Genomic DNA, 15,829 nt, shown 5'->3' on the forward strand with positions numbered 1-15,829 from the left:
GCGACGGACGTTCCGGTTCGTTCGCCACCGGACCGTCCGGTTCGTTCGCCACCGGACGTTCCGGTTCGTTCGGAGAGGCGCGGGGTGGGGCGTTCGGCGAGGGGCGCGTGGGGTCGTCCGCCGCGGCGTCCCTCGACGCTTCAGGTGAAAGGCCGTATGAGGGGCAGCGTCGCACCGCGCAGCCGTATGCCGGGCCGTTCGGCCAGCCGGCTGACGGGCCGTACGACGAACCGTGCGGTGGGTCGCCGCAGGAGTCCCCTGCGGAGGCCATGGTGCAGCCGAGGCCACCGGTGGAGGGCTATCGCTGGGTCGAGGACGGGGGCCGGCGGGCGCCGGGGGGCGGATTGCGGGCGCGACTGGAGGCGTTGCGGGAGCTGATCGCGCTGTCGCGGTCACGGCTGGACGGGCGGACGCTGGCGGCGGCCGGGCGGGTGCTGGAGGCCGCGGACGAGCGCTACCGGCTGTCCGGCGAGCACACCGTGGTCGCCATCGCCGGAGCCACCGGCAGCGGCAAGTCGTCCCTGTTCAACGCCCTGGCGGGGGCGAACCGTTCACAGGTCGGACCGCGGCGGCCGACCACCGCCGAACCGGTGGCGTGCGTCTGGCCGGGTGGCAGACCGGGCGCCGAGGGGCTGCTGCGGCGGCTCGGGGTGTCCGCGCACCGTCGGCACATCGCCGCGGACGGCAGCCCCGAACTGCGCGGACTCATCCTGATCGACCTGCCCGACCACGACTCCTCGGCCACCGAACACCGGGCCCAGGTCGACCGGATGCTGGAGCTGGTGGACGCGGTGATCTGGGTCGTCGACCCGGAGAAGTACGCGGACGCGGTGCTGCACGAGCGCTATCTGCGGCCGTTGGCGGGCTATGCTGAGGTGATGTTCGTGGTCCTCAACCAGGTGGACCGGCTGCCCGGCGAGGCCGCCGACCAGGTGGTGGACGATCTGCGCCGGCTGCTCGACGAGGACGGCCTGGCGCTCGGCGAACACGGGAGCCGGGTGCGGCGGTGCTCGCCCTCTCGGCGGCGACCGGCAAGGGCGTCGCGGAACTACGGGAGGCACTCGGCCAGTTCGTCGCCGAACGGGGCGCGGCGGACCGGCGGCTGGCGGCGGACGTGGATGTGGCGGCCGAGCGGCTGCGGTCGGTGTACGTGGCCCGGACCCAGGTCGGACTGACCGAACGGGCCCGCGAGGAGTTCGCCGACCGGTTGGCCGAGGCGGTCGGCGCGGTCGCCACCGGGCGGGCGGCGGAACGCGACTGGCTCCGGTACGCGGAACGGGCCTGCGGGTCCCCGTGGGCACGGATGCGGGGCCGCCGGCCCCGTCGCACGCGGTCGACCCACGGGCCGGGAGGCGCCACGACCGGAGCGGGACACGCCACGACCGGAGCGGGACACGCGACGACCGGCGTGGGCGACCGATCGACCGGCGTGGGACGCGGAACGACCGGGGTGCGCACCGGGGGGCCGACGGGTACTCAGCAGGACACGGCCGCCGGGGGTACGAGCCGCAAGGGCGCGGCCGGACCCCCTTCCGTGGGGCGGCAGGTGACGGCGGGACACCGGCGGACGTCCGGGCCTGGGGCGGCGACGCGATCGGGGAGTCGATGGTGGTCCGGGCGGCGGCCCGGCCGGTGGTGGAGCAGGCCGTACGGGGCGTGGCCGCGGAGGCGGCGCACGGGCTGCCGGCGCCCTGGGCGCAGGCGGTGCGCGAGGCCGCGGACCGGGGCGCGTGCGGGCTGCCGGAGGCGCTGGACCAGGTGGCGGCCGACGCCGAGGAGGCCCTACGGGGCGGGCCGGCCGTCAAGCCGCGGTGGTGCACGGTGGCCGCCGCGCTGCAGGGGACGCTGTCCGTCCTGCAACTCGTCGGGGTGCTCTGGCTGGTGGCGGCGCTGACCGGTCTGGTCGATGCCTCGACCTGGCTCTCCGGGCTGCTGCCCGCGGTCATCGGGTCGGTGGGCGGCCCGGCACTGGGGTGGCTGTGCCGGGTGGTGGCCCGCGGTCCCGCGCGGCGGTACGGGCAGGACGCCGAGCGGCGGCTGCGGAACGCGGCGGCGGCCTGCGGCCGGGGCCGGGTGCTGGAGCCGGTCGCCGCCGAGCTGCTGCGCTACCGCGAGGTGCGGGAGCAGTACGCGGTGGCGTCGGGGGTCTGAGGACGGACGGCGGGGGGCTGGGGCGGTGCGCCCCAGCCCCCTTCCGGGTGGCCGAGTTGTCCACAGTCGGCAGGTTGTCCACAGGCCGCGGCGGGGCTTGCCGGATCCGTGCAGCATGAGGTCGACGCGGCGCGAGCGACCCGGCGAGCGCGCGGAGGACGGGGGAGTGGATTTCCGTGAACGAGACGATGGTGACGCTGGTGGGCAACGCCGCGACGGCGGTGGAGCATCGGCAGACCACGGCGGGCGTGACGGTGGCGAGGTTCCGGCTCGCGGCGACGTCCCGGCGGTGGGACAAGGCGCAGGAGCGGTGGACCGACGGGGACACGAGTTTCTACACGGTCCGGTCGTGGCGCGGTCTGGCCGACAACGTCGCGGCTTCGGTGGCGGTGGGCGAACCCCTGGTGGTGCAGGGGCGGTTGCGGCTGCGGGAAGGGGAACAGCCGCCGGAGAAGGGTGGGCAGCGCTGGTTCTCGGCCGAGGTCGATGCCGTCGCGATCGGACACGACCTGTCGCGCGGTACGGCGGCCTTCCGCAGAGTCACCCGCGTGAGCCGTATGAGCACGACGGACCAGGAAGCGTCCCCGACCCCGCGCGTGGACCGGGAGCAGGTCCCGTCCGGGCGCCCGGGCCTCGCCCCCCAACCACCGGAGTCCGCACGGCGGTTGGGATCGCGGCCTGACGGGAGATCGGAGGCGGAGGCAGGTGCCGAAAAGGAAGCCGTCGAGCCAGTCGCGGAGGCGGCCGCCGAGGCCGCCACCGGGCCTATCACCAGGGGAATTCGCCCCAGAAGGCCGCAGTGCCCTGAAACGTTCCGGGGATTTGTCGATAATGCCAGGTCAGGGTGCCTGTGTTCGGTAACGATTGCGATTCGGATCGCTTATGGGATGCCATTAGTGGGGACCCTGATGCGCCTGCTCCATAAGATCCGACGAGTACTCACGGGGGCTCACGGGGCTGACGTTCGGCTTTTGAGTTCTTTGGATCTTTCCGGCGAGGCAACTTCCCCACCCGACCGCCTCGCCCAGAGGGGAAATTCATGCTTTCGATGAAGAGGCGGGGCGCAGCCCGCCTTGCCGCCGCGGTCGTGGCCTCCGGCCTGGTCGCGGCGGGTGCGATAGCCACCGCGGGGACCGCAGTGGCGGACGAGACGACCCCGGCTCACGGGGGTGCCACCGCCACACTCGGCGGCCTGAAGATCTTCGACCAGGCGGTCGTGCACAACGACGGCGGCGACCAGCGCGTCGGCGCGGGCCTCTTCGAGATGTCCGTCGACAACGGCGGCACGCTCCAGACGTACTGCATCGACATCCACAACCCGACGCAGCAGCAGGCGAAGTACCAGGAAGTGCCCTGGAGCGCCTCGTCGCTGCACAACAACGCGGACGCCGGCAAGATCCGCTGGATCCTGCAGAACTCCTACCCGCAGGTGAACGACCTCGCCGCCCTCGCCTCCAAGGCCGGTGCCGGGAACCTGACCGAGAAGACCGCGGCGGCCGGCACCCAGGTCGCCATCTGGCGCTTCTCCGACCACGTGAAGGTGGACGCGGTCGACCCGGCGGCGGAGAAGCTCGCCGCCTACCTGGAGAAGAGCGCGCAGAGCGTCGAGGAGCCCAAGGCGTCGCTGACGCTGGACCCGCCGGCCGTCTCCGGCAAGTCGGGCGGCAAGCTCGGCCCGGTCACCGTGCACACCAACGCCGACAGCGTGACGATCTCCCCGGCCGCCGGTGCGCCGGCCGGCGTCAAGATCGTCGGCAAGGACGGCAAGCCCGTCACCAGCGCCGCCGACGGCACCCAGCTGTTCTTCGACGTGCCGAAGGGCGCCGCGGACGGCAGCACCTCGCTGACCGCGCAGGCCGCCACCAAGGTGCCGGTCGGCCGGGCCTTCACCGGCATCGGTGAGCACGCCAAGAGCCAGACCCAGATCCTGGCCGGCTCCAGTGAGTCCACCGTCTCCGCGGCCGCCACGGTCTCCTGGAAGAAGCAGGGCGCCATCCCGGCGATCACCGCCGAGAAGAACTGCGCCAAGGGTGGCGTGGACGTCACGGCCAGCAACAAGGGCGATGAGGCGTTCCACTTCCAGCTGTCGGGCAAGGACTACGAGATCGCCCCGGGCAAGTCGCAGACCGTGACCGTCCCGGTGGCCGAGGACCAGCCCTACGAGATCACGATCAAGGGTGCGGGCGGCTTCAAGAAGACCTTCTCCGGGGTCCTCGACTGCAAGACCGCCGGCAGCGGCGGCGGCAAGCCCTCGCCCAAGCCCAGCCCGGCGTCGGTCGGCGGCAACACCGGTGGCGGCCACGGCACCGACCTCGCCGAGACCGGTTCCAGCAGCGCCACCCCGATGATCGCGGGCGTCGCGGTCGTCCTGGTCGTGGTCGGCGGCGCCGCGGTGTTCTTCCTCCGCAAGAAGAAGGCCGGCACCCCCGCCCAGTAAGGGCCTCAGCAGGAGGCGCCCCGTAGCGGGCGTGCAGTAACGGCGGGCGCCCGGCCGGTCACCGAGAGGTGGTCGGCCGGGCGCCCCGTTTTCGTGGCCGGCCCGACACCTGCGACCAGCGGCAACGAGGCGATCCGCGAGGCGATCGACGAGCCGACCACCGAGGTGATCAGAGCCGGTCACCGAGCCGGTCACGGAGCCGGTCACGGAGCCGACCGCCGAGCCGGTCACGGAGCCGGTCACCGAACCGGTCACGGAGCCGGTCACCGAGCCGATCACGGAGCCGATCACGGAGCCGACCGCCGAGCCGATCACGGAGCCGGTCACGGAGCCGACCGCCGAGCCGATCACGGAGCCGATCACGGAGCCGGTCACCGAGCCCACCTCCGAGCCCACCTCCGAGGCGATCACCGAGCCGACCACCAAGTCGATCGCCTCGGTGATCGACAAGGCAATCTGCGCGTGGCGGGAACAAAACGTGGCCCCGAGGGGTTAACGCTCCGGGGCCACGGACATGCGGCTCCTGGGCGTACCCCATGAGTGCCCCGACGCCGCATGACGCCGCCTTCGGCCCCTCGGCATCCCGCACCCCGCCCGCCGTGCCCGCACCCCTCGCGGGCGTCCAAGCCTCGGCACCCGTTTCCTTACCCGTTTCCTTCCGGGGACGGACGTACGGCAAGATGGGTGTATCTGCCCTCCCACGGTCGCGACGTACGTCACGACGGCCGCATGGCGCTCGCGCGGCGCACGCATGACGGCCGGACGACGGTCGATGGCCCGGGGCGGTGCCGTACAGACCCTGATCGATCCAATCTGCCGGACGGTTTCTCTTGGCTGAGTACATCTACACGATGCGCAAGACGCGCAAGGCGCACGGCGACAAGGTCATCCTCGATGACGTGACGCTGAGCTTCCTGCCGGGCGCGAAGATCGGTGTCGTGGGTCCCAACGGCGCCGGTAAGTCCACGGTGCTGAAGATCATGGCCGGTCTTGAGCAGCCGTCGAACGGCGATGCCTTCCTCTCGCCCGGCTACACCGTCGGCATGCTCCTGCAGGAGCCGCCGCTGGACGAGTCGAAGACGGTGCTGCAGAACGTCCAGGACGGCGCCGCCGAGATCATGGGCAAGCTGCACCGCTTCAACGAGGTCGCCGAGCTGATGGCGACCGACTACAGCGACGAGCTCATGGAGGAGATGGGCAAGCTCCAGGAGGACCTGGACCACGCCAACGCGTGGGACCTGGACACCCAGCTGGAGCAGGCCATGGACGCGCTGGGCTGCCCGCCCGGTGACTGGGCGGTCACCAACCTCTCCGGTGGTGAGCGCCGCCGCGTCGCGCTGTGCAAGCTGCTGCTGGAGGCCCCCGACCTGCTGCTGCTCGACGAGCCCACCAACCACCTGGACGCCGAGTCCGTGCAGTGGCTGGAGCAGCACCTCGCCAAGTACCCCGGCACCGTCGTCGCCGTCACCCACGACCGGTACTTCCTCGACAACGTCGCCGGCTGGATCCTGGAGCTCGACCGCGGCCGTGCCCACGGCTACGAGGGCAACTACTCCAAGTACCTGGAGACCAAGCAGGCCCGCCTCAAGGTCGAGGGTCAGAAGGACGCCAAGCGCGCCAAGCGCCTCAAGGACGAGCTGGAGTGGGTGCGCTCCAACGCCAAGGGGCGGCAGGCCAAGTCCAAGGCCCGTCTGGCGCGTTACGAGGAGATGGCCGCCGAGGCCGACAAGATGCGGAAGCTGGACTTCGAGGAGATCCAGATCCCGCCGGGCCCGCGCCTGGGCAACGTCGTCGTCGAGGTCGACAAGCTCAACAAGGCCTTCGGCGAGAAGGTCCTCATCGAGGACCTCAGCTTCACCCTGCCGCGCAACGGCATCGTCGGCGTCATCGGCCCGAACGGCGCCGGCAAGACCACGCTGTTCAAGATGATCCAGGGCCTGGAGACCCCGGACTCCGGCGACATCAAGGTCGGCGAGACCGTCAAGATCTCCTACGTCGACCAGGGCCGCTCCAACATCGACCCCAAGAAGACGCTGTGGGCCGTCGTCTCCGACGAGCTGGACTACATCAACGTCGGCCAGGTCGAGATGCCTTCCCGGGCGTACGTGAGCGCGTTCGGCTTCAAGGGCCCGGACCAGCAGAAGCCGGCCGGTGTGCTCTCCGGTGGTGAGCGCAACCGCCTCAACCTGGCGCTCACCCTCAAGCAGGGCGGCAACCTCCTGCTCCTCGACGAGCCGACCAACGACCTCGACGTCGAGACGCTCTCGTCGCTGGAGAACGCGCTGCTGGAGTTCCCCGGCTGCGCCGTGGTCGTCTCCCACGACCGCTGGTTCCTCGACCGCGTCGCCACCCACATCCTGGCGTACGAGGGCGAGTCCAAGTGGTTCTGGTTCGAGGGCAACTTCGAGTCCTACGAGAAGAACAAGGTCGAGCGCCTCGGTGCGGACGCGGCCCGTCCGCACCGCGCCACGTACAAGAAGCTCACCCGGGGCTGACCTCGTGCGATACCTCTACTCGTGCCCCCTGCGCTGGTCGGACATGGACGCCTTCGGCCACGTCAACAACGCGGTGTTCGTCCGCTACCTCGAAGAGGCGCGGATCGACTTCATGCGCCGGCTCGCGCCGGGGGACGGCAGCCCGTCGTTCACGGGCGGCTCGGTGGTCGCCCGGCACGAGATCGACTACGTGCGGCCGCTGGTGCACCGGCCCGCGCCGGTCACCGTCGAGTTGTGGGTGACGAAGATCAGCGCCGCGTCGATGACGGTCGCCTACGAGGTCAAGGACGAGGACACCCTCTACCTGCGGGCCTCGACCGTCGTCGTGCCGTACAACTTCGCCGAGGAGCGTCCGCGCCGCCTCACCGCGGAGGAGAAGGCGATCCTCAAGGAGTACCTGGCCGACGCGTCGCACCAGGAGGGGCCGTCGCGGTATGACGGTGCTCGCCCTCGCCGACGCCGGGGAGGCGGCGGACCTCGCCGCCTTCCTCGCCCGGCTGATCCACTACGACCGGGCCGCCGCGGTCCGGCTGCAGACCGGTGGCGGGGTGCTCGCCGTCTTCGGCCGGCCGCCGTCCTTCGAGGTGCTGGCGATCCGTACGGCCCGGCTCGCCGTGCCCACGGGCCCCGGCGACGACCGGGCCGGCGGCCGTTCCGGCGGTGCGGGCGCCGCTCGCGACCGTGGTCCGGACAGCGCCTCCGCCGAAGGACCGGCATCCGGCCTCGACATCACCGTCTCCGCCGGTGACCTCCTCGAAGGCATCGACGAGGAGCAGGGCACGCTGACCGTGCCCGCCGCCGTCACCGGCCCGCCGTGGGCCGGGCTGCTGCCGCCGCGCGGCGGCTGGCAGCGGGTGCCGGGACTGCCCGCGCCGGAGGCGCTGCGGCGCGCGGTGGCCGCGGCGGTCGCCGAGTTCCGGGCCCGGGACGAGGCACTGCCGCCCGAGCGCCGGACCCGCGCCGAACGCGACCGCATCGGCCGGGAGATCTGGTCGCGCACCCTCGGGGACACCCACCTCCCGCTGCGCGCCGCGCACGCCGCGCAGTCGCTGGGCTTCCTCCGCCCGGTCCGCACGGCCGTGCTCGCCTCCGGCGGCGGCCCGCACCCCACCGAGCCGCCGGCCCTGACCCTGCTGTCCGCGGGTGGCTGGCTGCGGCTGCGCACCCCGTACGGATCGGTCGCGGTGCGCACCGGCGGGCCGTCCGGGCTCACCGGCCTGTCGGGGCTCACGGTCACCCCCGTCTGAGCCGCGGCCTAAGTCGTCGCCCCGCCCCCGGGCTTCGGGCCGTCGCCGGGCGTCCCGTCACCGGGCTTCGGGCCGTCATCGGGCGTCCGGCCACCGGGCTTCGGGCCGTCACCGGCGCCGTGGTCGGCGTTGCCGTCCGCCGTCGGGTCCGGCCACACGCCGATGTGGTCGCTCTCCAGCTCCAGCAGCACCCGGTGCGCCATGCCCAGGCTGCTGGTGTAGTCGGCCGGCAGCTGGAGCCGGCCGGCCCGGTCGAGCATCGCGTACTCCCGCGCCACCAGCGCCTCCCGGCCGGTCGCGGCGTCCCGTTCGGTGCGCCGCAGCACCTCCGACGACGTCCGGCCGTCGCGGATCGCGACCGTGCGCCGCACCTCGTCCGCCACCGCCTGGTCATGGGTGACGATCACGATCGTGGTGCCCAGCTCCTCGTTGGCGGTGCGGAACGCGGCGAAGACCTGCTCGGCGGTGTGCGAGTCCAGTTCGCCGGTGGGCTCGTCGGCCAGCAGCACCGACGGGGTGTTGGCCAGCGCCACCGCGATGGCGGTGCGCTGCTGTTCGCCGCCGCTCAGCTGGTGCGGCCGGCGGTCCCGGCAGTGGTCCAGCGACAGCATCGCGAGCAGCTGCTCGGCCGTCTTCGTGCGGGCCGCCCGGCGCCGTCCGCCGCGCAGCTGCATCGGCAGGGTGACGTTCTGCAGCACCGTCAGATACGGCAGCAGGTTGCGGGCGGTCTGCTGCCAGACGAAGCCGACGACCTCACGGCGGTAGGTGAGCCGGGCCCGGGCGTCCATGGTCAGCAGATCGCGGCCGGCGACCGTGGCGGCGCCCGCGGTCGGCACGTCCAGCCCGGCGAGGATGTTCATCAGCGTCGACTTGCCGCTGCCGGACGCCCCCACCAGCGCCATCAACTCGCCCTCGGACACCAGCAGATCGAGGCCCTGCAGCGCCTGCACCTCGACGCCGTCCGCGGAGAAGACCCGCACCAGACGGTCGCAGGCGATCAGCGCGTCGTGCCCGTAGGCGGGCCGCTCGCGCCGGGCCGCCGCCCGCGCCTCCAGGTCCGCCAGGCTCACCGGCGCGCTCGTGGCGTCCTCGGGCCGTGTGCTCATGAAGGATCCCCCGCTCTCAACTCGGTACTCTCCCGCCGCCGTTCGCCCACCCACGCCTGGACCAGGGCCACCGCCAGGGCCAGCACGACCACGCCCGCCGACGGCAGCAGCAGGGACGCGGGATCGGTCTGCAGCCGTACGGTGCCCGGCCCGCCGCCGGCCGCGCCGGGCAGGGCGAGCGGGGTGAGGTCCGTGCCCGGGCCCAGCAGCCGGATCGCGGCGGCCCCGGCCAGCACCCCGCCGACCGCCGCGAGCAGCGCCGGCGGCAGCGCCTCCAGCACCATCAGCCGCCGCCCCCGGCCCGGGGGCAGCCCCATCGTGCGGAGCCCGGCCAGGAGCCGGGTGCGTTCCGGGGCGGTCCGCAGCAGGGAGAGGAGCAGGGCGAGCAGCGCGAACCCGGCACCGGCCACCACGGCGGCGGTGTAGAGGCGTTCGGCGCCCTGCTGGAGCGGCGAATCGGCCAGCTCGGCGCGTTCGGCGGAGCGCAGCGACACCTGGACGGCGAGGGACGCCGGGGTGTGGGCGCGGACCGCGGCCCGCAGCGCCCCCGCGTCCAGCCCGCGGCCGGACAGCAGCATCGTGGTGGGGCCGTTGTCCGCCTCGGCGTAGGTGTCGGGGTGCACCCGGGCCACGCTCCGGGCGTTGATCAGCACGAAGTCGCCGCCCGGCTGGGCCGGGGTGTCGGCGCGCACCGCCCGGGGCCGGACGACGAGTTGGCCGAACTCCGGTTGCAGCGCCATCGGGGCGTCGCCGAACCGGGTCCGTACGCGCGGGGAGACGATCGCGGGCAGCGGCCGGTCACCGCCCGGGTCGGCGAGGTCGGCGGCGGGGAAGGCACCCAGCCCCATGGCGCGGGCGAGCCGGGCGTACGCCTCGGGTTCGGCGATCACCAGGTAGAGCGGCGGGCCGCCGTCGTCCGCGGTCAGCGCACTGATCCGCAGCGGTACGGCGTCCTCGACGCCCGGGACCCGGGCCACGGCGTGCTGCAGCGCGGCGGGCAGCGGCCGTTCGGCGGAGATCCGGGCCTCGGCGCCGACCGCCGTCAGCGCCGCGCGGTCCCGGGCCGTGGCGACCCCGGCGAGCACCGAGCCGCCGAACGACGCGGTGGTCAGCGCGACCAGGAGGGCCAGCAGCGGCAGGCCCGCGGTGGCCGGGGCGCGGCCCGCGCGGGCCAGGGCCAGGAAGCCGGTCAACCCGCAGGTGCGGGCGGCCGGGCGGGCCGCCAGCCGCAGCGGCAGCGGCCAGAGCCGCAGCAGCACCAGCGCGGCGATCACGGCGACGAGCACCGGGGCCGCGCTGACCAGGACGTCCACGCCCCCGCCGGCCGTGGTGCGGCGGCGCAGCGCGACCACCGCGCCCACCGCCAGGACCAGCACGGTCAGTTCGGCGACCGTCCGGCGTCGGGAGGGGCGGGCGCCGGCCAGATCGGCGCGGGCGGCCGGGCGGGGACGGCGGTGTGCGGCGGCGGCCCGCAGCGGCAGCGCGAGCGTGCCCAGCAGCCCGGCCCCGGCCGCCGCCAGCAGCGCCGGCACCACCCGCTCACCGGGCACCAGCAGCAGCGCCAGCCCGCCGCCGGCCGCCGCGGCGGGCAGCGCCACCACCGCGGTCTCCGCCGCCAGCCGCCCGGCCAGGCCGGTCAGCGACGCGCCGCGGGCCCGCAGCAGCGCCAGCTCCGGGCGGCGGCGGTCCGCGGTCAGCGCACCGGCCATCAGCAGCACGATCCCCGCGACGGTGCCGAGGCCGCACGCGGCCACCGCGATGACCGGGGCGATCGCCGCCCGGGTCCGTGCGCAGCCGTCCAGCAGGCCGTCCACCGCGCTGTCGGCCAGCGCGCCGGCGCCGGCCACCGCGCGCAACCCGGCCAGCGTCGCGCCGTGTTCGGCAGACACCACCCGCTCCCGCAACAACGGGGCGTCCGCGGTGGTCAGCGCACCGGCGTCGACCGGATAGTGCCAGAACTTCTCCGGCTCCCCGTCGGTGGCGAGCAGCGCCGGCCCGTCCCCGGGAGCCAGCAGCAGCCCGGCGCGCCAGAACCGCTGCGCCGGCACCCCCTCGGTCACGGCCCGGCGCGGCGCCGCCCGCAGCGCATCGGCGGCCCAGTAGTCGCCGTCCGGCTCCCGCGGCGCGAGCAGTCCGGAGATCCGTACGGTCAGCCCGTGCAGATGCAGGGTGCGGCCGGCGCGCAGGTGCAGGGTGCGGGCGGTGGCCGTGGTCACCGCGGCCTCCAGCGTGCCCGACCCCGGGGCCGCGGCGCGCGGCAGCCGGCCCTCGGTGACGGTCGCGTGCCGGCCGAGGCCGGAGGCCGCGTACAGCGACAGCTCCGGACCGACGCCGTCCGGCCGCGGCAGCCAGGAGTCCCCGGCCGCCAGCGGCTTCGTGGTGCGGACGCCGTGCACCGCGTCCGCCGGTGTGGTCCGCAGCGGGGCGCGGAACAGGCCCCGGATCGCCCGGTCCTGACGGTCCAGCGCCGCCGCCGCGTAACCGGCCGCCGGGTCCGCGCCGGTGACGTCCGCCCGGCCGACGGAGATCTCCACCGCCCGCTGCTCGGGCGGCGCCGAGCCGAGCGCATCGCGCAGCCCCGCCGTCTCGTACGCCGTCACCCCGCGCGGGAACGCCGCCGCGAGGAACGCCGTGACCAGCACCAGCGCGCCCAGCGCCAGCGCCGCGGCGCGCGCGGACCGCAACCGGATGCCCAGCCAGCCCGGCCGGGTGAGCGCGTTCACCGGCCCTCACCCGCCCGCCGCGCCGACGCCGTCACTGCCGTCACCGTCACCGCACCCCCTGCCCGCGCAGCGCCGCCACCGGGTCGCCGCGGCGCAGCCCGAGGGCCGCGACGACCAGCAGCGGCCCGGCCGCGACCGCCGCCAGCAGCCCGGCCACCTGGCCGGCCGGCAGCTCCACCAGCACCGGCGGCACCGGGCGGGTGGCCTGCCCGGTCAGCACGACCAGCGGCACCACCGCCCGGGTCAGCACCGCCCCCAGCACCCCGCCGACGGCCAGCGCCAGCACGATCAGCACCCCCTGCTCGGCGGCGAGCATCCGGGCCAGCTGCCGACGCGGCGCCCCCAGTGCCCGCAACACCGCGAACTCGCGGTCGCGTTCGCGGACCGACCCGGCGGCCCCGACCGCGAAACCGACCGCCGCCAGCGCCACCGCGACCACCGCGGCCGCGGTCAGCGCGGTCTGCGGACCGAGCCCCAGCGGATCGTCGTGCAGCTCCCGGGCGATCTCCGCGCGTACCAGGACCTGGCCGGGTCGGTGTCCGGGCGGGCCCGCAGCGCCTCGACGACCCGGTCCACCGCGCCCGGCCGGGGCCGCAGCCACCACTCGGTGGCGGTCAGCGGCGCGGCGTCGAGGTCGGCCAGCGCCGCGTTGACGGCACCGAAGTCGACCAGCAGCCCGCCACCGGCCGGCGGGCCGTCCGCCGGGCCGGGCAGCGCCCGCACCGCCCGCACGATCCGCGCCTTCACCTGCTGCCCGCCGACCGGCAGCTCGACCACCGACCCGACCCGGGAGCCGCTGTCGCGCAGATACGTGTCGGTGGCCACGGCGGCGAGCGGCGGCAGCGGCGGATGCGCGACGGTGATCCGCACGGTCGTCACCGCCGCGCTCCACTCCTCGGGCCGGGCACCGGTGTCGTACGTCTGCGCCAGCAGCTCGCCGGCGGGCACCTCGGCCCGGCCCGCGCGCGGCCCGTACGGCTGGCCCAGGTAACTGCTCTTCTCGGTGATGTGGGCCCGCCAGCCCAGCCCGGCCGGCGCGGCGAGCGGGCGGACGGTCCCACCCGCGGTGACGGCCCGCGCGGCGGAGACGGTCAGCCGCTGACGGTACGACACCGGCGACTGGTCCATGTCGGCCAGCAGGCCGGTCACCCGCAGCGGACCGGCCGGACGCCCGGCCGGCGGACCGGCCGCGGCGGCCAGGTCCGCGCGCAGGGTGTGCGGCCGGCCGTCGGCCGCGAGCCGGCCCAGCGGCACCGTGTACGGCACCCCGAACCGGTCGGTGACCTGGACGGAGAGGGTCGCGGGCACCGGCCCGGTGTCCTGCCCGGGGTTGCCGGGCCGCGGGCCGTCGGCCACCGCCGGCAGCGCCTTGACGGACCGCAGCGCCGCCGTCACCCGCAACGCGGCGGTGCCGGAAGGGAGTTGCAGGCCCACGGGCCGGTCGCCCTTCGGCGCCACCGCGCGCAGCACCCCGTCCGCCGCGCCCGCCGAGTCCGCGGCGCCACCCGCCAGGTCGCCGCGCAGCAGCAGTGCGCCCGCCGACCTCCGGGAGTCCACCGCGAGCAGCGAGGCGGACCGGTCGCCCGACAGGTCCAGGTTCACGATGCCCACCGGCAGCGCCGCGGCCACCCCCGGCACCGCCGCGTAACCGCCGCCCTGCCCCATCTCCGGTGTCCTGCTGGCCAGGACGCGCACCGCCGCGCCCGCCCGGAAGTCGGCCTGGTCGTCCTGCGAGCGCTGCCAGGACGCGCGCTGGCCGATCGCCAGCATGCCCAGCGCGGTGGCCAGCACCAGCAGCAGCACCGGCCCGGCGCCCCGGCCCGCGTAGCCGCCGCCCGTCCGGAGGCCGGCGGCGGGGGAGGTGCGCCGGCTGATCTGCCAGCCGGCCAGCGCCGCGGCCAGCCCCCGGCCGCGGGCCGCGCCCCGCTCGGCGATCCGGGCCGCGAGCGGCAGCAGCCGCAGCGTCAGCACCGTACCGGCGAGCAGCGCCAGCGCCGGGGCGGCCACCAGCACCGGGTCGACGCCCAGCGCGCCGGTCCCGTCCCCGGTCAGCACCCCGCCGCCCGCCCCGCCGTTCGCGGTCCGCTGCCGCAACTGCCAGTACGCCACCCCGGCGATCACCAGCAGCCCCACGTCCGCGCCGGCCCGTGCGGCACCGGGCAGCGCACCGGCCCGCCGCCGGCGCGGGGCGTCGGACCCGGTCCCGAGCAGCGCCGGCGCGGCGACCGCGAGGGCGCAGCCCAGGGCCACGGCGGCACCGGTCAGCCAGGTCGCGCCGGTGAGCCGGGTGTCCAGCGGCAGCCCGATCCGGGCCAGGGCGCCGTGGGAGGCCAGCAGCCGGATCAGCGGCCCGGACAGCAGCGGCCCGGCGACCGCGGCCGGGACGGCCAGCAGCAGCGACTCGGCGAGGGCCAGCCCGGCCAGCTGCCGCCGGGCCGCGCCGCGGGCCCGCAACAGGGCCGTCTCGCCCGCCCGTTCACCGCTCAGCATCCGGGCGACCAGCAGCAGCGCGTACCCGGCGAGCAGGACCAGCTGGAGCGCGACGATCAGGATCGTGGCGCGGTTCACCAGCAGCGCCCGCCGCAACTGCCCCAGCGCCGCGGGCAGATCGGTGCTCGCGGTGGCATGGCCGGCGAACGCCGGATCGGCCATCAGCGCCCTGGGGGCCCGGCCGGCCGCGGCGCCGAGCGCCGGCAGCCGGTCCGCGGTCAGCGTGCGGAAGTCGGCGGTGGCGAGCCAGCCCACCGAGTCCTGCACCAGCCGTCCGTCGCGGAACGCCGCCGGGTCGGCCAGCAGCGGCCCGTAGGTGGTGAAGCCGACGGTGCGCACCCCTCGGCCGCCGAGGTCGTCGAGGTTCCAGTACGGGTCGGTGCGGTCCTCGGGCCGGTAGACGCCGGTGACCTGGACGGTCAGATGCGGCGGGCCGGACAGCCGGTTGTCCAGCGTGAACCGCCGTCCGGGCCCGGCCCCGAGCCGGACGGCCGCGGCCTCGGGCAGCGCGACCGGCAGCGGACCGTGCCGTTCCGCCGTGGGCCAGCGGCCCTTGACGAGGGTGAGCCGGGAGCGGTCGAGGGCCGCGAGCTGGGTGAGGTCCGGTTCACCGGTACGGGCCCGGGACGACGGGCGCGTCCGGGGCAGTGCGTACGGCCCGGAGCGGGTCAGCGTCCGCACCGTGTACGGCAGCCCGTCGAACGCCCGCCGGGCCGCCGCGGCCACCGCTCGGTCCGCGGACTGCCGTGCCTCGGGCGGGAGTTGGGCCTTCACCTGGAGCGCGGCGGCCGCCGCCGACCTGGACCGCAGCGCCTGCCGGAGTCCGGCGTCGCCGACCGACTCCGAGAACGCCGCCAGTGTCGCCAGCACCGTCCCGGTCAGCAGCACCGACAGCAGGGCGGCGACCAGCAGCAGGCGGTGCGCCCGCACGCGCAGTAAGGCATAGCCGGCCACGGTCCCCCCTGCCGTGTTCGGCGTCGAACCGATTCGGTCGCACGCAGTCCTCTGAACGCACCCGGCCGAGCGGAGTCAGCCGCCCGGATTCACACGAATGATCGACGCAACGGATGAAACGGATGCTGTCAGAGTGCGGAGCGTCCGGTAAGCGGTTCGCGGGGTCCCTTGACCGGATCGTGACGGGAGGTGTCCGGGAGCGCACCCCGGGGCGCGAGAGGGTGCG

6 protein-coding genes and 3 pseudogenes are annotated in these 15,829 nt (G+C 75.3%); 6 read left to right on the forward strand and 3 right to left on the reverse strand.

All coding sequences use genetic code 11. From position 1 onward, the window contains the following. Window positions 1–269: 269 nt before the first annotated feature. From OJ254_RS14710 to OJ254_RS14735, 6 genes and pseudogenes are all read left to right on the forward strand, one after another. Window positions 270–2,151 (forward strand): annotated as a pseudogene (locus OJ254_RS14710) (GTPase). A gap of 176 nt (window positions 2,152–2,327) precedes the next feature. Next, window positions 2,328–3,203 (forward strand): single-stranded DNA-binding protein, encoded by an 876-nt coding sequence (locus OJ254_RS31605; protein WP_423835896.1) that lies wholly within the window; start codon window positions 2,328–2,330, stop codon window positions 3,201–3,203. After that, window positions 3,191–4,588, forward strand: coding sequence for a Cys-Gln thioester bond-forming surface protein (locus OJ254_RS14720; RefSeq protein WP_265362696.1), 1,398 nt, complete (start codon window positions 3,191–3,193; stop codon window positions 4,586–4,588). The genes OJ254_RS31605 and OJ254_RS14720 overlap by 13 nt, the downstream gene beginning before the upstream one ends. An 830-nt stretch (window positions 4,589–5,418) precedes the next feature. Further along, window positions 5,419–7,083 carry an energy-dependent translational throttle protein EttA gene (ettA, locus tag OJ254_RS14725; protein WP_265362697.1) on the forward strand — a complete coding sequence of 555 codons (1,665 nt, stop codon included), beginning with the start codon at window positions 5,419–5,421 and terminating at the stop codon, window positions 7,081–7,083. Window positions 7,084–7,087: 4 nt separating this feature from the next. After that, window positions 7,088–7,489: pseudogene (locus tag OJ254_RS14730) on the forward strand (acyl-CoA thioesterase); the annotation flags it as partial. A 28-nt stretch (window positions 7,490–7,517) separates the two neighbouring features. Beyond that, on the forward strand, window positions 7,518–8,330 hold the full coding sequence (locus OJ254_RS14735; protein WP_265362698.1) for a DUF8185 domain-containing protein: 813 nt from the start codon (window positions 7,518–7,520) through the stop codon (window positions 8,328–8,330). A gap of 8 nt (window positions 8,331–8,338) precedes the next feature. On the opposite strand, the gene OJ254_RS14740 is transcribed toward OJ254_RS14735, so the two are convergent. The 3 genes and pseudogenes from OJ254_RS14740 to OJ254_RS14750 all read right to left on the reverse strand — a co-directional run bounded on the left by OJ254_RS14740 (window position 8,339) and on the right by OJ254_RS14750 (window position 15,603). Next, window positions 8,339–9,436, reverse strand: coding sequence for an ABC transporter ATP-binding protein (locus OJ254_RS14740; RefSeq protein ID WP_265362699.1), 1,098 nt, complete (start codon window positions 9,434–9,436; stop codon window positions 8,339–8,341). Next, entirely contained in the window at window positions 9,433–12,159 is a 2,727-nt protein-coding gene (locus OJ254_RS14745) for an FtsX-like permease family protein (RefSeq protein ID WP_265362700.1), read from the reverse strand. Before OJ254_RS14745 ends, OJ254_RS14740 begins: the two co-directional genes overlap by 4 nt. Window positions 12,160–12,205: 46 nt before the next feature. Next, a pseudogene (locus OJ254_RS14750) lies at window positions 12,206–15,603 on the reverse strand (FtsX-like permease family protein). Between the last annotated feature and the right edge of the window lie 226 nt (window positions 15,604–15,829).

Origin of the sequence: Streptomyces endophytica (assembly GCF_026153355.1) — a bacterium.
In the GTDB taxonomy this organism is placed as follows: Bacteria; Actinomycetota; Actinomycetes; order Streptomycetales; family Streptomycetaceae; genus Streptomyces; species Streptomyces endophytica.

Coding starts and splice junctions, on each gene's coding strand:
- OJ254_RS14740 (WP_265362699.1), bottom strand. CDS start 9,436: ATGAGCACACGGCCCGAGGACGCCACGAGCGCGCCGGTGAGCCTGGCG.
- OJ254_RS14735 (WP_265362698.1), top strand. CDS start 7,518: ATGACGGTGCTCGCCCTCGCCGACGCCGGGGAGGCGGCGGACCTCGCC.
- OJ254_RS14720 (WP_265362696.1), top strand. CDS start 3,191: ATGCTTTCGATGAAGAGGCGGGGCGCAGCCCGCCTTGCCGCCGCGGTC.